This window comes from Enterobacter sp. PL_is511, from assembly GCF_055816065.1.
On record NZ_JBVPGP010000024.1, the window covers coordinates 1,377,434 to 1,394,972 of the forward strand.

18 protein-coding genes are annotated in these 17,539 nt (G+C 58.4%); 11 read left to right on the forward strand and 7 right to left on the reverse strand.

Annotation, left to right across the window (positions count from 1 at the left end; all coding sequences use genetic code 11):
- The first annotated feature begins 183 nt into the window (after positions 1-183).
- From AC0TN7_RS22225 to AC0TN7_RS22260, 8 genes are read left to right on the forward strand one after another with little or no spacing between them, the layout of a single operon-like run.
- Entirely contained in the window at positions 184-618 is a 435-nt protein-coding gene (locus AC0TN7_RS22225; protein WP_473702465.1) for a nuclear transport factor 2 family protein, read from the forward strand.
- Complete coding sequence (locus AC0TN7_RS22230) at positions 615-1,334, forward strand: SDR family NAD(P)-dependent oxidoreductase (RefSeq protein WP_463726667.1); 720 nt, start codon at positions 615-617, stop codon at positions 1,332-1,334. Before AC0TN7_RS22225 ends, AC0TN7_RS22230 begins: the two co-directional genes overlap by 4 nt.
- Positions 1,331-2,590 carry an NAD(P)/FAD-dependent oxidoreductase gene (locus AC0TN7_RS22235; RefSeq protein ID WP_463726668.1) on the forward strand — a complete coding sequence of 420 codons (1,260 nt, stop codon included), beginning with the start codon at positions 1,331-1,333 and terminating at the stop codon, positions 2,588-2,590. Before AC0TN7_RS22230 ends, AC0TN7_RS22235 begins: the two co-directional genes overlap by 4 nt.
- A gap of 1 nt (position 2,591) precedes the next feature.
- The gene (locus AC0TN7_RS22240) at positions 2,592-3,314 is read left to right on the forward strand and encodes a DUF1365 domain-containing protein (protein ID WP_248164401.1); all 723 of its coding nucleotides are present in this window, start codon (positions 2,592-2,594) and stop codon (positions 3,312-3,314) included.
- Entirely contained in the window at positions 3,311-4,531 is a 1,221-nt protein-coding gene (locus AC0TN7_RS22245) for a class I SAM-dependent methyltransferase (RefSeq protein WP_248164407.1), read from the forward strand. Before AC0TN7_RS22240 ends, AC0TN7_RS22245 begins: the two co-directional genes overlap by 4 nt.
- A complete protein-coding gene (locus AC0TN7_RS22250) occupies positions 4,528-5,013 on the forward strand; it encodes a DUF2878 domain-containing protein (protein ID WP_069719274.1) in 486 nt (161 codons plus the stop codon). The genes AC0TN7_RS22245 and AC0TN7_RS22250 overlap by 4 nt, the downstream gene beginning before the upstream one ends.
- Entirely contained in the window at positions 5,010-5,531 is a 522-nt protein-coding gene (locus tag AC0TN7_RS22255; protein WP_248164412.1) for a chalcone isomerase family protein, read from the forward strand. Before AC0TN7_RS22250 ends, AC0TN7_RS22255 begins: the two co-directional genes overlap by 4 nt.
- Positions 5,528-6,052 carry a DUF3833 domain-containing protein gene (locus AC0TN7_RS22260; protein WP_248164417.1) on the forward strand — a complete coding sequence of 175 codons (525 nt, stop codon included), beginning with the start codon at positions 5,528-5,530 and terminating at the stop codon, positions 6,050-6,052. The genes AC0TN7_RS22255 and AC0TN7_RS22260 overlap by 4 nt, the downstream gene beginning before the upstream one ends.
- 424 nt (positions 6,053-6,476) lie before the next feature.
- Here the strand turns inward: AC0TN7_RS22260 and AC0TN7_RS22265 are convergent, their stop codons facing one another.
- Positions 6,477-6,935, reverse strand: coding sequence for a DMT family transporter (locus tag AC0TN7_RS22265; RefSeq protein ID WP_248164421.1), 459 nt, complete (start codon positions 6,933-6,935; stop codon positions 6,477-6,479).
- A 4-nt stretch (positions 6,936-6,939) separates the two neighbouring features.
- On the reverse strand, positions 6,940-7,374 hold the full coding sequence (locus tag AC0TN7_RS22270; RefSeq protein WP_248164424.1) for a DMT family transporter: 435 nt from the start codon (positions 7,372-7,374) through the stop codon (positions 6,940-6,942).
- A gap of 95 nt (positions 7,375-7,469) precedes the next feature.
- Between AC0TN7_RS22270 and AC0TN7_RS22275 the strand changes: the two genes are divergently transcribed.
- Entirely contained in the window at positions 7,470-8,402 is a 933-nt protein-coding gene (locus tag AC0TN7_RS22275; RefSeq protein ID WP_473702466.1) for a LysR family transcriptional regulator, read from the forward strand.
- Positions 8,403-8,407: 5 nt separating this feature from the next.
- Here the strand turns inward: AC0TN7_RS22275 and AC0TN7_RS22280 are convergent, their stop codons facing one another.
- A complete protein-coding gene (locus tag AC0TN7_RS22280) occupies positions 8,408-9,436 on the reverse strand; it encodes a methionine synthase (protein WP_248164431.1) in 1,029 nt (342 codons plus the stop codon).
- 23 nt (positions 9,437-9,459) lie between these two features.
- Positions 9,460-10,434 carry a DUF1852 domain-containing protein gene (locus tag AC0TN7_RS22285; protein WP_024908374.1) on the reverse strand — a complete coding sequence of 325 codons (975 nt, stop codon included), beginning with the start codon at positions 10,432-10,434 and terminating at the stop codon, positions 9,460-9,462.
- A 232-nt stretch (positions 10,435-10,666) separates the two neighbouring features.
- Between AC0TN7_RS22285 and AC0TN7_RS22290 the strand changes: the two genes are divergently transcribed.
- On the forward strand, positions 10,667-11,206 hold the full coding sequence (locus tag AC0TN7_RS22290) for a DUF2058 domain-containing protein (protein ID WP_008502315.1): 540 nt from the start codon (positions 10,667-10,669) through the stop codon (positions 11,204-11,206).
- A 7-nt stretch (positions 11,207-11,213) separates the two neighbouring features.
- On the opposite strand, the gene AC0TN7_RS22295 is transcribed toward AC0TN7_RS22290, so the two are convergent.
- Positions 11,214-11,900, reverse strand: coding sequence for an RluA family pseudouridine synthase (locus AC0TN7_RS22295; protein ID WP_024908375.1), 687 nt, complete (start codon positions 11,898-11,900; stop codon positions 11,214-11,216).
- 90 nt (positions 11,901-11,990) lie between these two features.
- Positions 11,991-12,596, reverse strand: a complete 606-nt coding sequence (azoR, locus tag AC0TN7_RS22300; protein WP_008502313.1) for an FMN-dependent NADH-azoreductase — start codon at positions 12,594-12,596, stop codon at positions 11,991-11,993.
- Positions 12,597-12,801: 205 nt separating this feature from the next.
- Here azoR and hrpA point away from each other — a divergent pair, with 205 nt between their 5' ends.
- Complete coding sequence (hrpA, locus tag AC0TN7_RS22305; protein WP_473702467.1) at positions 12,802-16,704, forward strand: ATP-dependent RNA helicase HrpA; 3,903 nt, start codon at positions 12,802-12,804, stop codon at positions 16,702-16,704.
- 82 nt (positions 16,705-16,786) lie between these two features.
- On the opposite strand, the gene AC0TN7_RS22310 is transcribed toward hrpA, so the two are convergent.
- Positions 16,787-17,446, reverse strand: a complete 660-nt coding sequence (locus AC0TN7_RS22310) for an O-methyltransferase (RefSeq protein WP_463726671.1) — start codon at positions 17,444-17,446, stop codon at positions 16,787-16,789.
- Positions 17,447-17,539 lie beyond the last annotated feature (93 nt).

Below are 17,539 nucleotides of genomic sequence, written 5' to 3' on the forward strand. Positions count from 1 at the left end.
GTGAAAGCCGGGTGGCGGCTACGCCTTACCCGGCCTACAAAACCGTCAAACGATTGAGTTATCAAGTTGTTGATATTGATAGGTAATAAAAAATAAATCTGCACAAACTTGGACAAATAACGTTAATTGTGTAAGTTTTAATTATGCGATTACGCCACGTTGTTTACAGCCAGGATGTGACCCATGAGCACTTTGCCCTCTGTCGTGAGTCGGTTTGTCGAGTACTACGCCGCACTGGATAGCCAGCCGCCGTCCGCGCTGGCGGGGCTTTATCATTCGAACGCCACGCTTATCGATCCGTTTGGTGAGCGCAACGGTATTTTTGCGCTTCAGCGCTATTTCACCCATCTGCTGGCCAACGTCGAGAACTGCCGTTTTTCTATCGATCCGCCGCTGTGCAGCGGGAACCGGTTTGTTGTCACCTGGGTGATGCACTGGTCGCACCCGCGCATTGCCGGAGGCGAACCGCTCGACCTGCCCGGATGTTCAGTGGTGCAGACGGAAAACGATCTCATCACGCACCAGCGCGACTACTACGATGCGGGAGAGATGATCTACGAACATCTTCCTCTGCTTGGCTGGGCGGTTCGCGGCGTGAAGCGGAGGGTCAAATCATGAAGACGGTGCTGATTACCGGCGCAAGCTCGGGGATTGGCGCCGGGCTGGCAAAATCCTTTTCCGCTGACGGCTACCATGTGATTGCCTGCGGGCGAGATCCGGCGCGTCTGGAAGCGCTGCATCAGACCTGTCCTAATCTCACCGTTCGCCTGTTCGATATGACGGACAGGGACGCCTGTCGCCAGGCGCTGACCGGCAGCTACGCCGACCTGATTATTCTCTGCGCGGGTACCTGCGAATACCTCGACGGTGGAGTGGTGGATGCGGCGCTGGTGGAGCGGGTGATGGCAACCAATTTCCTCGGCCCGGTGAACTGCCTCGAGGCGCTCCAGCTGCAGCTGGTGGCAGGTAACCGCGTGGTGCTGGTGAGTTCGATGGCGCACTGGCTGCCTTTTCCTCGCGCAGAGGCCTACGGCGCGTCCAAAGCGGCGCTGAGCTGGTTTGCCGAGAGCCTGCGCCTGGACTGGGAGTCAAAAGGGATTGCCGTCACGGTTGTCTCTCCGGGCTTTGTCGATACGCCCCTGACGCAAAAAAACGATTTTGCCATGCCGGGCAGGGTGACCGTCGACGAGGCGGTCAAGGCGATCCGTATCGGACTGGCGGCTGGGAAAATGCATATTGCGTTTCCTGACGGGTTTGGCTTCATTTTGCGGCTGCTCTCCGGGCTGCCTGCGTTTCTTCAGCGCGCGCTGCTGCGCAGGATGGTGCGTTCATGAACATTGCGATTATCGGCAGCGGCATCGCCGGGCTGACCTGCGCCTGGCGGCTGGCCGGGCACCATCAGGTGACCCTTTTTGAAGCAGGCGCCACGCCGGGCGGCCATACCGCAACGGTTGACGTGACAACGCCACAGGGTACATACGCGATAGATACCGGGTTTATCGTCTATAACGATCGCACCTATCCGCGTTTTATGGGCCTGCTCAGCGAGCTGGGCATCAGCGGGCAAAAAACGCAGATGAGCTTTTCGGTGCACAATCCCGCGACGGGGTTTGAGTACAACGGACACACCCTGACGTCGCTGTTTGCCCAGCGTCGAAACCTGGTGAATCCGGCATTCTGGCGGCTGCTGGGCGAGATCGTTCGCTTTAACCGCCTGGCGAAAGCGGCGCTGGACGGGGAGGTGGACCCGAGCGCCACGCTGCAGACGTTTTTGCAACAGCACGGCTTCACGCCGTTTTTTGCGCGCCACTACATTCTGCCGATGGGAGCCGCCATCTGGTCCTCGTCGCTGCAGGAGATGACGCGTTTCCCGCTGCCGCTCTTTTTACGCTTCTTTAACCACCACGGCCTGCTGGATATCACCCATCGTCCGCAGTGGTACGTCGTCCCGGGCGGCTCGCGGGAGTATATCCGCGCCATGCTGGATAAGCTGGGCGACCGTCTGACGCTGCACCTGAACGCGCCGGTGCAGCGTGTGAAACGCCATGCGGATGGCGTCACCCTCCAGCTCGACGACGCCAGCCATACCTTCGACCAGGTGATCTTTGCCTGCCACTCCGCCAGTGCTCTGGCGATGCTTGATGACCCGACGCCCGCCGAGCGCGAAGTGCTGGGCGATATCGGCTGGCAGCGCAACGAGGTTGTGTTGCACAGCGACCCGCGCTGGCTGCCGGTGCGGCCGCGCGCCTGGGCCAGCTGGAACTACCGCCTGAGCGAGCAGGCGCAGGCCAGCGCCTGCGTCACCTACAACATGAACATCCTGCAGGGGCTGCCTGCGGGCAGTCCGCTGTTCTGCGTCACCCTGAACCCGGACGCGCCGGTGGATGAACGCTTCGTTCTGCAACGCTTCGTCTATGAACATCCGCTGTTTAACCCGCAAAGCTGGCGGGCGCAGGCACGGCGCGGCGAGATCAACGGCCACCGGCGGAGCTGGTTCTGCGGGGCCTACTGGTACAACGGTTTTCATGAAGACGGCGTGCGCAGCGCGCTGGACGTGGTCAATGCGATAGCGGCCGGGGAGGGGAACTGAGATGAACAGCTGCCTTTACCACGGCATCTTACGCCACCGCCGCCTGCAGCCGAAAACCCATGAGTTTCGCTACAGCGTGTTTATGGCCTGGCTGGATCTCGATGAGCTGCCGCTGCTGACGTCCGTCGGCGTGCGGCGCAATCGCTTTGCCGCCGCCTCATTTCATGATGCGGACTATCCGCTTGGCACGCCGCTTAAAGAGAACGTGCTGAGCAGGCTGGAGAGCCTGACCGGGGAACGTCCGGACGGGCGGGTCATGCTCCTGACGCAGTTGCGCTATTTCGGGTTCCATTTCAATCCGGTCAACTTTTACTACTGCTATGACGGGAAGGGTACCCTGCGCTGGGTGCTGGCGGAGGTCCGCAACACGCCGTGGAACGAGCGTCATTATTACGCGGTCGACGGGCAACATGCCCAGCCCACGGAAAAAGCGTTTCACGTTTCTCCCTTCAACCCGATGGACATGATCTACCACTGGCGCTTCAACGACCCGGATAACACGCTGCATATGCACATTGAAAATCATCAGGAAGCGAAGGTGTTCGACGCCACGCTTGCGCTGCGCCGGGAGCCTCTGACGCACCCCGCGCTGCGTTCGCTGCTCCTGCGTATCCCGCTTATGACCCTGAAAACCGTTTTCGCCATTTACTGGCAGGCGCTGCGCCTGTGGCTCAAGCGCGTGCCGCTGTATAACCATCCCGTCAGCAGGAGTGAACGCTCATGACCGATCCCGTCTTTGCGTTAGAACCCGATATCCCGCGCAGCGTGCGCCTTGCGCGCTGGCTGCTTTTTCGTCTGTTAAGCGGCATTCGCGGCGGCTCGCTCACGCTGCGTGAAGGGGCACAGACCTTTCATTTTGGCGAGACATCCTCCGCGCTGCATGCTGACGTGCAGATCCTTACGCCCGGCGTTTACTGGCGCGTCTTAACGGGCGGGAGCCTTGCCGCGGCAGAAGCCTGGATGGACGGCGAATGGGAAACCGCGCACCTCACGCCGCTACTGGAACTTCTGGCGCTCAACGGCGAGGTGCTTGGTCGTCTCGAAAACGGGTTCCGTCTGTTCGGCAGGCCGCTGGAGCGGCTACGCCACTGGACGCGGCGGAACTCCCGCGCGCAGGCGCGTGAAAATATTGCCGCCCATTACGATCTGGGTAACACCTTCTATGCCCATTTTCTGGATAAGGAGCTGCTCTATTCCAGCGCGCTGTTTACCGCTGACGAGCAGGATCTCACTGCGGCTCAGCAGGCCAAAATGGCGCGCCTGTGTGAACAGCTGGTGCTAAACCCGGGTGACCATCTGCTGGAAATTGGCACCGGCTGGGGCGCGATGGCGGAATACGCGGCCCGTCATTATGGCTGTCGGGTGACCACCACCACGCTATCGCAGGAGCAATACGTCTGGGCGACCGAGCGGATCGCCCGCGCCGGGCTGCAGGATCGGGTCGAGGTGCTGCTCTGCGACTATCGCGACCTCACCGGACAGTACGACAAGCTGGTCTCGATAGAGATGATCGAAGCCGTCGGGCAGCGCTATCTGCCCACGTTCTTCCGTACCTGCCAGGCGCGGCTGCGCCCGGGAGGTCGCATGGCGATTCAGGCCATCACTATTCAGGATCAGCGCTATCGCGACTACAGCAAAAGCGTCGATTTTATCCAGCGCTATATTTTCCCCGGCGGCTTCCTGCCGAGCATTACCGCGATGAACGAGCTGATGACGCGCCACACCGATTTCGTGGTACGCAATCTGTTCGACATGGGTCCCGACTACGCCCGCACGCTGGCCCACTGGCGGCAGCGCTTTGTCCACGCCTGGCAGGAGATTGAAAAGCTCGGCTTTGATGAGCGGTTTCGCCGCATGTGGCTGTACTACTTTGGCTACTGCGAAGCCGGGTTTAACGCCCGCACCATCAGCGTGGTGCAGCTGACCGCCGAGCGAGTATGAAACGATATCTTCAGGTCTTTCTGCTGGCCGTCGCGTTCGATCTTTACTGGGCGCTGGTGGTGCTCTTTCGCGAAAAGGGCCTGATTATCTGGCTCGCGCTGGCGATCCTGGCATGCCTGCTCTTGCCGTCTGTATACCGTTTTTACGCCATTGGGCTGGCCGCGGCGGGCAGTTTGCTGGATACGCTCTGGGCGCTGACGGGACTGATAGCCTTCACGGGCGACTCCCTGATGCCGCTATGGATGGTGGCACTGTGGCTGATGTTTGCCACCGTCTGGACGCAGCTTACGCGCACCACCACGTTGCCCGGCTGGCTGCTGACACTGCTGGCGGCCGTAGGAGGCCCGGTGGCGTACCTGATTGGCGAGCGGCTGGATGCCATCACATTTCTGGAGCCGACCTTTATCGTCGTCAGCTGGATGGCGCCGGGCTGGCTGGTGTTGATGCTGTTTTTCCACCTGCTGATGGGGAGACAAAAATGAGAGCTGCGATTTTGCTGCTTTGCCTGATCGCCATGCCCGCGGCCCAGGCCGCCGACTGGCTGGCGTGGCGTAAGGTGGGCGATGCCACGCTCACCTGGGGGCCGTTCACCGTCTACACCTCTCAGCTGCGCACGCCGGACGGGCGTTACGGTCGGGAGAACCAGGATCAGGCGCTGATAATTACCTATGCGCGCGACATCGATCGCGATGAGCTGGTTGAGGCGACCCGCGATCAGTGGCAGGCGCAGGGGATCCTGGCGCAGGAACCGCAAAGCGAAGCCTGGCTGCGGATGCTCCGGACGCTGTGGCCGGATGTTCGACCGGGCTCACAGCTGGCGTTTGTCCTTGATGACCAGCAGGGGCAGTTCTGGTACCGCGATCCGGTCCTTCAGAAAACCTTTATTCCCCTGGGACCACGCCAGTCAGAAGCGTTCAGTACCCGCTTTCTGGCCATCTGGCTGGCTCCCCGTACGCAATATCCTGAGCTGCGTCAGCAGTTAATCGGAGGCCAAAAATGAAACGTTTTCTGATGATGGTGCTGGCATTAACGATGCTGCTGGCGGGCTGTAGCACGGAGGTGACCGAGTACCGCCAGCAGCTGCCGCGGCTTGATATTTTCCATTACTTCCAGGGAAAAACCGAAGCGTGGGGGATGGTGCAGGATCGCAGCGGCAAGCAGATCCGCCGCTTTCACGTTGAGATTGCCGGGGACGTTATCGGCGATACGCTGACGCTCAACGAACATTTTGTTTACGACGACGGTGAGAAGCAGCAGCGGGTCTGGCATATCCGGCGCCTGGGGACCGATCGCTATGAGGGCACGGCGGGGGATATCGAAGGGGTAGCGACGGGGCAGGCCGCAGGCAACGCGTTCAACTGGCATTACAGCATGAACGTGAAGACCAACGGCAGCACCTGGCTGCTGAACTTTGACGACTGGATGTACCTGCAGGATGAAACGCACCTGTTTAATAAAACCGAGATGAAGAAACTGGGCGTCACCGTCGCTACGGTGACGTTGTTTTTCACCAAGGGATAAGGGATCCCCACTCAATTTGTAACCAGAAGCGATTCGGATTTTTTAAATGACATGATTATTTTGCAGCGATGACCTGGTCCGGCTGTAAATCGCTGAGGCGTTTCCTGCAGGCCGGGGCGAGGCGCATGGATGCGCCGAGAGGGCGGGCTTTACAGGGATGTTACCTCCGCCCGTCCCCGATAAGCCGGAAGGAATAAGCCGAAGGGACCGCGAAGCGGCGATTTACCGCCGGGAGCCCGGGTCGCCAGGGTGGTGGCGATTGAGCCACCCTGGCACGTTCACAGGTCATGTCGTTACAGAGTAGCAAGGAACATAAAGTGAACGGAATGACCACTACAGCCGTATGTTCCCCCTCACCCTAACCCTCTCCCCAAAGGGGCGAGGGAACTGTTTCGTGTCTACGCTGTGTCCGCAAGGTGTGATGTCATGCCCCGGCAGAACGGGTTTTACTACCCGAGTAAATAAAGACAAGCGCAATCCCCAGGCAGACTACCGCCCCCAGACGACTCGTTGAAAAGGAAATGGCGGGATTACCCAGCCAGCCAAAGTGATCAATCAGCATGCTCATGGCGAGTTGGCCAAAGATCACCGCCACCGTGGCGACGGCGGTGCCGATGCGCTGTACGGCGAGTACCATAATCACGATATAGGGCACGCCGAATATCGCCCCGAGAAGCTGCCATTTCGGCACGTCCAGCAGCGTGACCGCCTGCTTAGGCTCAAAGAAGAAAATGAGCAGGGCGGTCACCAGCGCGCCGACGGAAAACGTCAGGAACGCGCTTTTGAAGACACCCACGTTGCTGCCAAGCTGTCCGTTAATTGCGGCCTGAATGCTCAGCGTCGCGCCGCCGCAGACGGCCAGAAGAATCATAATCAGTGTCATACGTTTACCCCTGTGCCACCAGAACCAGTGCCGCAATAATGAACCCCAGTGCAATAATGCGTTTCGCGTTTATCTTCCTGTGCGGCGAACCCAGCAGACCAAAGTGATCGATGATCAGGCTTTTAAAGACCTGGCCGGCCAGAATGCCAATCATGGTCATTGCGATGCCGATGGCGGGTGTCGCCACGGTCAGGATGACCACGTACACCGGCCCGAGCACGCCACCGAGCAGCTGCCAGCCGGGCTGTCCGAAAAACGACGGGCTGTTGCGCGGGCTGAAAAACAGCATCAGCAGAAACGTTAGCGCGGCGCCGACGCCAAAAATGCTGAACGTCGCCCATAAATCTCCGACCTTTCCCCCCAGCGGTCCCAGCAGGCCCGCCTCGACGGAGAGGCCCATCCCGCCAGCAATCACCAGTAAAATCAAAACAACCTGCATTCTTCTTCCTCCGTTTTCAGGCGAAGAAGATTACGTGGGTTGTTCAATGAGAAAAATGCCATAATGCTGGAAACACCTTTGCGAGAAATGCATTAATGGTTGACGCCAGCAACATCAACATCCGCGCGCTGCTGATCTTTATCGACGTGTATGAAGCGCAGAACTTCTCCGTCGTGGCGCGGCGGCAGGGGATATCGGCCTCGCAGATATCGCGCGTGATCCACCAGCTTGAGGATGCGCTCGGGCAGCAGCTTTTCTATCGCAATACGCGGGCCGTCATTCCCACGGAAAGCGGTCATCTGTTTGTTCGCTACGCCCGGTCGATGGCGGAAAATCTGGAAGAGGCGCGCCGGGAGCTGGACGCTCGAGCGGGGGAACCGTCCGGTGCGATCCGCATTAACGGACCGGTGTTTTTCGGCCAGAAGCACATAGCCCCAGGACTTCCCGGCCTGTCGGAACGCTATCCTCACCTGAGCGTAGAGCTGACGCTGACCGATGATTTTATCGACCCCCATCGGGATGCGGCGGATGTTATATTTCGGATTGGCGTGCTGACGGACTCCTCGTTTCATGCGCGAGTGTTCGGGCAGCAGGTTTATCATCTGGCCGCGTCGCCGGACTACGTGCGTAAACATGGTGCACCTGAAGGACCGGACGATCTGAACCGTCATCACTGTCTTGTCTATCGCGGATCGTCAGGGCCAAACCGCTGGCTCTTTCGCAGGAAGGGCGAGGCGTGGATACACTATCCCGTGACGCCATTGATGACCTCCAATAATGCGGAGGCGTTACTCGCTGCGGCGCTGGGCGGGATGGGGATTGTGCTGTTCCCGGACTGGCTGGTGAGTGAACAGCTCCAGCGCGGTGAGCTGATTCCGCTCCTGCCCGCGCTGGAGTGTGCCATCAATACGGAACAGCAGGCTATTGCGGCGATCTATCCTGATGCCCGACATCCGCCCCTGAACGTCAGGGCGGTAATTGATTATTACGTCGAGCGTTTTGGCACGCCGCCGTACTGGCAAACGTAAGGGGATTACGCGCCAAGCTCTTTGCGGATAATCTCTGCGCCAGCGCTAAGTGCTTTCAGCTTGCCGTTAGCGACCTCACGGGAGAGAGGAGCCATACCGCAGTTGGTTGACGGATACAGCTTGTCGGCGTCGACAAACTGCAGCGCTTTTCGCAGCGTATTGGCGACTTCCTCCGGCGTTTCAACCGTGTTGGTTGCCACGTCAATCGCGCCAACCATCACTTTCTTACCGCGGATCAGCTCAAGCAGATCCATCGGCACGCGGGAGTTGTGGCACTCCAGGGAGATAATGTCGATGTTAGAGGTCTGCAGCTTAGGGAAGGCCTCTTCGTACTGGCGCCACTCGGATCCGAGCGTCTTTTTCCAGTCGGTATTGGCCTTGATGCCGTAGCCGTAGCAGATGTGTACCGCGGTCTCGCACTTCAGCCCTTCAATGGCGCGCTCCAGCGCGGCGATACCCCAGTCGTTGACCTCATCAAAAAAGACGTTAAACGCCGGTTCATCAAACTGGATAATATCCACGCCTGCGGCCTCTAGCTCTCGCGCTTCCTGATTGAGGATTTTGGCGAATTCCCAGGCCAGCTTTTCGCGGCTTTTATAGTGCGCGTCGTAAAGGGTGTCGATCATGGTCATTGGCCCCGGCAGAGCCCATTTGATCGGCTTATCCGTAAGCTGACGTAAATATTTAGCATCGTCCACGAAGACCGGTTTCTGCCGCGCGACGGCGGAGACCACGGTCGGCACGCTGGCGTCATAGCGGTTACGAATGCGCACCGTCTGGCGGTTCTCAAAATCGACGCCGCTCAGGTGTTCAATAAAGGTGGTGACGAAGTGCTGACGGGTCTGTTCCCCGTCGCTGACGATATCGATTCCCGCACGGACCTGCTCATCCAGAGACAGGCGCAGCGCATCCTGCTTGCCCGCCAGCAGTTCCTGATCCTGCAATTTCCAGGGTGACCACAGCGTTTCAGGTTGCGCAAGCCAGGTCGGCTTAGGCAGGCTGCCAGCCGTTGAAGTCGGGAGCAATGTTTTCATAATAAAAGACCTTTTTTGATGTATTAAAGCGTGTAGTTATCAGACCACTGCTCAAGAATGTGTTTGTAAGGCTTAATGAAGTACTCTTCGGTAAATCGACCCTGTTCAATCGCCAGACGGCTTCGCTCTTCCCGGTCATACACAATTTTGGTTAAGGAGTGATCCTGCTGGTTCAGATCCGGTCGGTAGCACAGTCCGGCCGCCGAGTTGGCGTTATAAATTTCCGGGCGATAGATCTTCTGGAACGTCTCCATCGTGCTGATGGTGGCGATCAGTTCGAGATCGGTGTAGTCGCTCAGCAAATCCCCGGTAAAGAAGAACGCGAAAGGCGCCACGCTGTGTTCCGGCATGAAGTAGCGCACGCTCAGGCCCATCTTCGCGAAGTACTGCTCCGTGAGCGATTCGCCATCCGGCTGATACTCAACGCCCAGCACGGGGTGCTGATTACCGGTGCGGCGATAGGTATCTTTGCTGGAGACGCTCAGGCAAATCACCGGTCCTTTTGTGAAGTTCTCTTTGTATTCCGGTGAGTTCACAAAGTGGCGGAAAATATTGCCGTGCAGCTCGCCAAACTTTTCCGGAATGCTGAAGTGCTGCTGGTTCTTGTTATGCTCCAGCAGCAGGACGCTGAAATCATAATCCCGCACGTAAGACGAGAAGTTATTCCCGACGATACCGGGGATGCGCTGGTTGTTTTTCTTGTCGACAATATATGTTTGCAATATCTCAATGGCCGGGAACGGTTTTTCCGCGCCAATGTTCAAATCGACAGAGATGATTTCAAGCTCAACCGCGTAGCGATCGGCGGTTGGGTTATCCCAGCGCGCTAAGGCGTTGAAGCGGTTGTTGATCATCACCAGCGTATTGCGCAGGTTCTCCTGACGTTTTTCACCGCGGGCCAGGTTGGCAAAGTTAGTGGTCGTACGCGTATTTTCTGACGGGTTGTAATTCTCATCGAAGCAACTGCGCTTAAGGTTATATGTGAAAGCTTTGCTCATTGTGGTTATGCATCCTAAGTTCATGTTGCTAAGAAGTTACCAATGCATAATTTATGCCTGAGCCCGCGGCGCAGGGGAAGTGACTTAATTTCAATGCAACATGAGCGAAGTTCATGAAGTGTAATGCGCGAGGTGTCGCTGCGCTTACCCGGCCTACGATTCTGCTAATGTCGCACTCTTTCCTCAATTCCCGCTATAATCCCCAAAATTTCCAACCGGTTTAGAAACAATCATGACAAAACTCACCTTACAAGAGCAGATGCTGAAAGCGGGCCTCGTCAGCAGCAAGAAAGCGGCGAAAGTGCAGCGTACGGCAAAGAAATCACGCGTTCAGGCGCGTGAGGCCCGTGAAGCGGTCGAAGAGAACAAGAAGGCGCAGATCGAGCGTGACAAGCTGCTGAGCGAGCAGCAGAAGCAGGCCGTGCTGGCGAAAGAGTTTAAGGCGCAGGTGAAGCAGCTAATTGAGATGAACCGCATCACCGTGGCAAAAGGCAACATCACCTTTAACTTTACCGACGGTACGCTGATTAAAAAGATTGAAGTCGATAAGCAAACGCAGACCCAGCTGATCAATGGCCGTCTGGCGATTGCCCGCCTGGTGCTCAATGCTAACGGTGACTGCGACTACGCGATCATTCCGGCAGTGGTGGCCGATAAAATTGCCCAGCGCGATGCCGACAGCATCGTGTTAAACAGCGCGCTCAGCCAGGAAGAGCAGGACGAAGACGATCCGTACGCGGACTTCAAAATCCCTGACGATTTGATGTGGTAAACCGCATTCAGAACGGGGCGGCGTGACGGGCGTTAACCGGCTCGCCGTTCACGGGATGAATAAAATTCAGCTCGCTGGCATGCAGCATCAGCCGGGGCGTTTCTTCAGCGCCCGGCACGTCAAGACCGCCATACAGATCGCAGCCCAGAATAGGGTGCCCCAGCTGCTGGCAGTGAATACGCAGCTGATGGGTTCGCCCGGTCTCCGGGATCAGTTTCACCCGCGTTAACGGCAGCCCCGTCCCCTGATAAAACCGTTCCACCACCCGATAGCGGGAGCGGGCGGGTTTCCCGGTGATGGCGCAGATCGACATCAGCGGGAACAGCGCCGGGTCTTTGGCAATCGGCGCATTGATTACACCTTCGTCATTTTCCACATGTCCGCAAAGCAGGGCGCTGTAGGCTTTCTCCACGCTGCGCTGGCTGAACTGCTGGCACAGCGCCGCGTTGATGGCTTTATTGCGCGCAACCACCATCAGCCCGGACGTGCCAAAATCCAGACGGTGCACCAGCGTGCAGCCGGGGAACGTCTGAACCAGACGATAATGGACGGAATCAAGGTTTTGCGGATTTTTGCCCGAGAGGCTGAGCAGGCCGGAAGGCTTATCGATCAGCAGCAGATGCTCGTCCTGCCAGAGAATTTCGATCTCATCGAGACAAGGTGGGGCAATAAAGTTATCGACGATTACAGACATCAGGCCGCCCGGCTGGAGAGTGGGAGCGGATGATAACGAAATGCGGGGGAAAAGAAAAACCCTCCCACCGGGCGGTGAGAGGGTGAAGTCTTACGCTGCAACCAGGCTGTCGATTGCGGCTTTCGCGTCGGTTTGCGCTTTGGTCGCCACTTCCGGACCGTAAGCGATACCTTCCGCGAACACGAAGTTCACGTCAGTGATGCCGATGAAGCCGAGGAACAGGCTCAGGTACGGCGCAACCAGGTCGGTTGGGGTATCTTTATGGATGCCGCCACGGCTGGTCAGTACGATCGCACGTTTACCTTTCACCAGACCTTCCGGGCCGTTCTCGGTGTAACGGAAGGTTACGCCAGCGCGTGCTACCAGGTCGAAGTAGTTCTTCAGCTGGGTTGGAATGTTGAAGTTGTACATTGGGGCGTTGATGACGATAACGTCGTGCGCCTGCAGCTCAGCAATCAGTTCGTCGGACAGGGCCAGCGCTTCCTGCTGACGCGGAGACAGCGGTGCATCGCTTGGGCGCAGCGCGCCAACCAGCTCACCGTCCAGCACAGGAATTGGGTTTGCAGCCAGGTCACGCACGGTGATTTCGTCAGCAGAATGCTGTTCACGCCACTGTTCAACGAAGTAATCAGACAGCTGACCAGACTGAGAGTACCCTGCCAGAATGCTGGATTTCAAAACTAATACTTTGCTCATGGGTGATTCCTGTTGTTGCATTTGATTGAAGGGGGTTGCCCCGTTGCTTGTTGACACTCTATTCACAATCCTGCCACAGAGATAGCGCAATATATCGAAGCCTATGTTCGAATTTTTTGAATAAGGCGCGAAAGGCACCGATGTGGTACTCTATAGCAATCATTAAAAAGAGAGTTTATCAGGGCGTGTACTGCCCTTTAACGCTATGACAGAACAACAAAAATTCACCTTCCCGATCCTCCTGCAACAGCTTGATTCTCTGACGCTGCGCGATAAACAGCGCTTTGCCCGCCGCCTGCACGGTGTGAAGAAGGTTAAAAATCCTGATGCACAACAGGCCATTTACCAGGAGATGGCGAAAGAGATTGAACAGGCGGCAGGGAAAGTTGTGCTGCGTGAAGCCGCACGTCCGGCGATTACCTACCCGGAAAACCTGCCCGTCAGCCAGAAGAAACAGGACATTCTCGAGGCCGTACGCGACCACCAGGTGGTGATTGTCGCGGGGGAAACCGGTTCGGGGAAAACCACCCAGCTGCCGAAAATCTGTATGGAGCTGGGCCGCGGGATCAAAGGCCTGATTGGCCACACCCAGCCGCGTCGTCTGGCGGCGCGCACCGTTGCCAACCGTATTGCCGAAGAGCTGCAGACGGAGCCGGGCGGCTGCATCGGCTACAAGGTGCGATTCAGCGACCACGTTAGCGATAACACTATGGTCAAGCTGATGACCGACGGTATTCTGCTGGCGGAAATCCAGCAGGATCGCCTGCTGATGCAGTACGACACCATCATCATTGACGAAGCGCACGAGCGCAGCCTGAACATCGACTTCCTGCTCGGCTACCTGAAAGAGCTTCTGCCGCGTCGCCCGGATCTGAAAGTTATCATCACCTCCGCGACCATCGACCCGGAGCGCTTCTCGAAGCACTTCAACAATGCGCCGATTATCGAAGTCTCTGGTCGTACCTATCCGGTCGAGGTGCGCTATCGCCCGATTGTTGAAGAGGCGGATGATACCGAGCGCGACCAGCTGCAGGCCATTTTTGATGCCGTTGACGAGCTGGGTAACGAAAGCGCGGGCGACATTCTGATCTTCATGAGCGGCGAACGCGAAATCCGCGATACCGCCGATGCGCTCAGCAAGCGCGACCTGCGCCACACCGAGATCCTGCCGCTGTATGCCCGCCTGTCCAACAGCGAACAGAACCGCGTCTTCCAGCCGCACAGCGGACGCCGCATCGTCCTGGCGACCAACGTGGCGGAAACCTCGCTGACCGTGCCGGGCATTAAATACGTGATCGATCCGGGTACGGCGCGCATCAGCCGCTACAGCTACCGCACCAAGGTCCAGCGGCTGCCGATTGAGCCCGTTTCGCAGGCGTCTGCTAACCAGCGTAAGGGCCGCTGCGGGCGCGTGTCGGAAGGGATCTGTATTCGTCTCTATTCCGAAGACGATTTCCTGTCGCGTCCGGAATTCACCGACCCGGAAATTCTGCGCACCAATCTGGCGTCCGTTATTCTGCAGATGACCGCCCTGGGGCTGGGCGACATCGCGGCGTTCCCGTTCGTCGAAGCGCCGGACAAACGCAACATTCAGGACGGCGTACGTCTGCTGGAAGAGCTCGGAGCGATCACCACCGACGAGCAGGCGACGGTCTACAAGCTGACGCCGCTGGGCCGCCAGCTTAGCCAGCTGCCGGTCGACCCGCGCCTGGCCCGTATGGTGCTGGAAGCGCAAAAGCACGGCTGCGTGCGCGAGGCGATGATTATTACCTCGGCGCTCTCCATTCAGGATCCGCGCGAGCGTCCGATGGACAAACAGCAGGCCTCTGACGAAAAGCACCGTCGCTTCCACGACAAAGAGTCCGATTTCCTCGCCTTCGTGAACCTGTGGAACTATCTCGGCGAGCAGCAGAAAGCGCTCTCCTCGAACCAGTTCCGCCGCCAGTGCCGCGTGGATTTCCTCAACTACCTGCGCGTGCGCGAGTGGCAGGATATCTACACCCAGCTGCGCCAGGTGGTGAAAGAGTTGGGCATTCCGGTCAACAGCGAACCGGCGGAGTACCGCGAAATTCATATCGCGCTGCTGACCGGCCTGCTGTCCCACATTGGGATGAAGGATGCCGAAAAGCAGGAGTATACCGGCGCGCGTAACGCCCGTTTCTCCATCTTCCCCGGTTCCGGCTTGTTCAGGAAGCCGCCGAAATGGACCATGGTCGCTGAGCTGGTGGAAACCAGCCGCCTGTGGGGGCGCATTGCCGCACGTATCGATCCGGAATGGGTGGAGCCGGTGGCGCAGCATCTGCTTAAGCGCTCGTACAGTGAACCGCACTGGGAGCGCGCGCAGGGCGCGGTGATGGCGACCGAGAAAGTGACCGTTTACGGCCTGCCGGTGGTCGCCGCGCGTAAGGTCAACTACAGCCAGATTGACCCTGCGCTCAGTCGCGAGCTGTTTATCCGCCACGCGCTGGTGGAGGGCGACTGGCAGACGCGCCACGCCTTCTTCCGTGAAAACCTGAAGCTGCGCGCCGAAGTGGAGGAGCTGGAGCACAAGTCCCGCCGCCGCGACATTCTGGTGGACGATGAGGCGCTGTTTGAGTTTTACGACCAGCGCATCAGCCACGATGTTATCTCTGCCCGCCACTTCGACAGCTGGTGGAAAAAGGCCAGCAAAGAGACGCCGGACCTGCTCAACTTCGAAAAGAGCATGCTGATTAAAGAGGGGGCGGAGTCGGTCAGCAAGCTCGACTACCCGAACTTCTGGCATCAGAGCAACCTCAAGCTGCGTCTGACCTATCAGTTTGAGCCGGGGGCAGACGCGGACGGCGTGACCGTCCACATTCCGCTGCCGCTGTTAAACCAGGTGGACGAGAGCGGGTTCGAGTGGCAAATCCCCGGCCTGCGCCGCGAGCTGGTGATTGCGCTGATCAAATCCCTGCCGAAACCAGTGCGCCGCAACTTTGTGCCTGCGCCAAACTACGCGGAAGCGTTTTTAGGCCGCGTCACGCCGCTGGAGCTGCCGCTGCTGGACGCGCTGGAACGTGAATTCCGCCGCATGACCGGGACGACCATCGACCGCGACGACTGGAACTGGGATCAGGTGCCCGATCACCTGAAAATCAGCTTCCGCGTGGTGGACGATAAAAATAAAAAGCTGCTGGAAGGGCGTTCCCTGAGCGAGCTGAAAGAGGCGCTGAAAGGCAAAGTCCAGGAGACGCTCTCTGCGGTGGCGGACGACGGCATCGAGCAGAGCGGGCTGCACATCTGGAGCTTTGGTCAGCTTCCGGAAAGCTACGAGCAGAAGCGCGGCAACTATAAGGTGAAAGCCTGGCCTGCGCTGGTGGACGAGCGCGACAGCGTGGCGATCAAACTGTTTGATAACCCGCAGGAACAGCAGCAGATGATGTGGCGTGGGCTGCGTCGCCTGCTGCTGCTCAACATCCCGTCGCCGATCAAGTATCTGCACGAGAAGCTGCCGAATAAGGCCAAGCTGGGGCTCTACTTTAACCCGTACGGCAAGGTGCTGGATCTGATTGACGACTGCATCTCCTGCGGCGTGGACAAACTCATTCACGAGGCGGGCGGCCCGGTCTGGACGGAAGAGGGCTTTGCTCAGCTTCACGAAAAGGTGCGCGCGGAGCTGAACGACACCGTGGTGGAGATTGCCAAACAGGTCGAGCAGATCCTCACCGCCGTGTTCAACATCAACAAGCGCCTGAAGGGGCGCGTGGATATGACCATGGCGCTGGGGCTGTCTGACGTGAAGGCGCAGATGGCGGGACTTGTCTATCGCGGCTTTGTCACCGGCAACGGCTTTAAGCGCCTGGGCGATACGCTGCGCTATCTGCAGGCGATTGAAAAACGTCTGGAGAAAATGGCGGTCGATCCGCACCGCGATCGCGCGCAGATGTTGAAAGTGGAGAGCGTGCAGCAGGCGTGGCAGCAGTGGCTCAACAAGCTGCCGCCAGCGCGACGCGACGATGAAGACGTGCAGGCGATCCGTTGGATGATCGAGGAGCTGCGCGTCAGCTTCTTTGCCCAGCAGCTCGGTACGCCGTATCCGATTTCGGATAAACGTATCCTGCAGGCGATGGAGCAGATTTCCGCTTAAACCCTTGCCCGGTGGCGCTGCGCTTACCGGGCCTACGGGTGCGAAATGTAGGCCGGGTAAGGCGTAGCCGCCACCCGGCTGGTTATCGTTCTACAATCGCCAGCGTAAACCCATCCCATCCCTTAACCCCCACCGTTTGCAGCGCGGTGGCGGTTAAGCGCGGATTATCTCCAGTCATCTCAATAAACCGACGCACGCCCAGCACGCGCGCGTCGTCGCTTTGCCCGTTAATGACCTCGCCGTCGCGCACCACGTTATCGCCAATGATTATCGTGCCGGGACGGGAATAGTGCAGCGCCCACTCCAGATAGCCGGGATTGTTTGGCTTATCGGCATCGATAAAGATCAGGTCAAACGGTGGAACGTCACCGAAATTCTCCAGCGAGCTAAGGGCCGGGCCTTCAATTAATTCAATACGTTCGTTTAGCCCCGCGAGATGAATATTCTGGCGGGCAACCCCGGCATGCGCGGGATCGGCCTCAAGCGTAATCAGCTTTCCGTCCGGCGGCAGGGCGCGCGCCATCCAGATAGCGCTATAGGCACCCAGCGTCCCAATCTCAAGAATGCGCCTTGCCTGCGTCATGCGCACGAACAGCGCCAGCAGCTGCCCCTGATTGGCCGCTACGTCGTGCTCGGGCAGCCCGGCGCGCTTGTTGTTTTCCAGTACTTGATGAAGTACGTCATCGTCAGGAATAAGCGAAGAAATCATGTAATTATCTACGGCAGACCATTGTTGTTGCATAGATTGACTCCTTGGGAGGGATTGCCGGGTGGCGGCTGCGCCTTACCCGGCCTACAGGGCGAAATGTACGCCCGGTAAGCGAAGCGCCACCGG

What these genes read in the sequence shown, in the direction of transcription:
- AC0TN7_RS22225 (WP_473702465.1), top strand. Translation starts at nt 184, where the DNA reads ATGAGCACTTTGCCCTCTGTCGTGAGTCGGTTTGTCGAGTACTACGCC.
- AC0TN7_RS22230 (WP_463726667.1), top strand. Translation starts at nt 615, where the DNA reads ATGAAGACGGTGCTGATTACCGGCGCAAGCTCGGGGATTGGCGCCGGG.
- AC0TN7_RS22235 (WP_463726668.1), top strand. Translation starts at nt 1,331, where the DNA reads ATGAACATTGCGATTATCGGCAGCGGCATCGCCGGGCTGACCTGCGCC.
- AC0TN7_RS22240 (WP_248164401.1), top strand. Translation starts at nt 2,592, where the DNA reads ATGAACAGCTGCCTTTACCACGGCATCTTACGCCACCGCCGCCTGCAG.
- AC0TN7_RS22245 (WP_248164407.1), top strand. Translation starts at nt 3,311, where the DNA reads ATGACCGATCCCGTCTTTGCGTTAGAACCCGATATCCCGCGCAGCGTG.
- AC0TN7_RS22250 (WP_069719274.1), top strand. Translation starts at nt 4,528, where the DNA reads ATGAAACGATATCTTCAGGTCTTTCTGCTGGCCGTCGCGTTCGATCTT.
- AC0TN7_RS22255 (WP_248164412.1), top strand. Translation starts at nt 5,010, where the DNA reads ATGAGAGCTGCGATTTTGCTGCTTTGCCTGATCGCCATGCCCGCGGCC.
- AC0TN7_RS22260 (WP_248164417.1), top strand. Translation starts at nt 5,528, where the DNA reads ATGAAACGTTTTCTGATGATGGTGCTGGCATTAACGATGCTGCTGGCG.
- AC0TN7_RS22265 (WP_248164421.1), bottom strand. Translation starts at nt 6,935, where the DNA reads ATGACACTGATTATGATTCTTCTGGCCGTCTGCGGCGGCGCGACGCTG.
- AC0TN7_RS22270 (WP_248164424.1), bottom strand. Translation starts at nt 7,374, where the DNA reads ATGCAGGTTGTTTTGATTTTACTGGTGATTGCTGGCGGGATGGGCCTC.
- AC0TN7_RS22275 (WP_473702466.1), top strand. Translation starts at nt 7,470, where the DNA reads ATGGTTGACGCCAGCAACATCAACATCCGCGCGCTGCTGATCTTTATC.
- AC0TN7_RS22280 (WP_248164431.1), bottom strand. Translation starts at nt 9,436, where the DNA reads ATGAAAACATTGCTCCCGACTTCAACGGCTGGCAGCCTGCCTAAGCCG.
- AC0TN7_RS22285 (WP_024908374.1), bottom strand. Translation starts at nt 10,434, where the DNA reads ATGAGCAAAGCTTTCACATATAACCTTAAGCGCAGTTGCTTCGATGAG.
- AC0TN7_RS22290 (WP_008502315.1), top strand. Translation starts at nt 10,667, where the DNA reads ATGACAAAACTCACCTTACAAGAGCAGATGCTGAAAGCGGGCCTCGTC.
- AC0TN7_RS22295 (WP_024908375.1), bottom strand. Translation starts at nt 11,900, where the DNA reads ATGTCTGTAATCGTCGATAACTTTATTGCCCCACCTTGTCTCGATGAG.
- azoR (WP_008502313.1), bottom strand. Translation starts at nt 12,596, where the DNA reads ATGAGCAAAGTATTAGTTTTGAAATCCAGCATTCTGGCAGGGTACTCT.
- hrpA (WP_473702467.1), top strand. Translation starts at nt 12,802, where the DNA reads ATGACAGAACAACAAAAATTCACCTTCCCGATCCTCCTGCAACAGCTT.
- AC0TN7_RS22310 (WP_463726671.1), bottom strand. Translation starts at nt 17,446, where the DNA reads ATGCAACAACAATGGTCTGCCGTAGATAATTACATGATTTCTTCGCTT.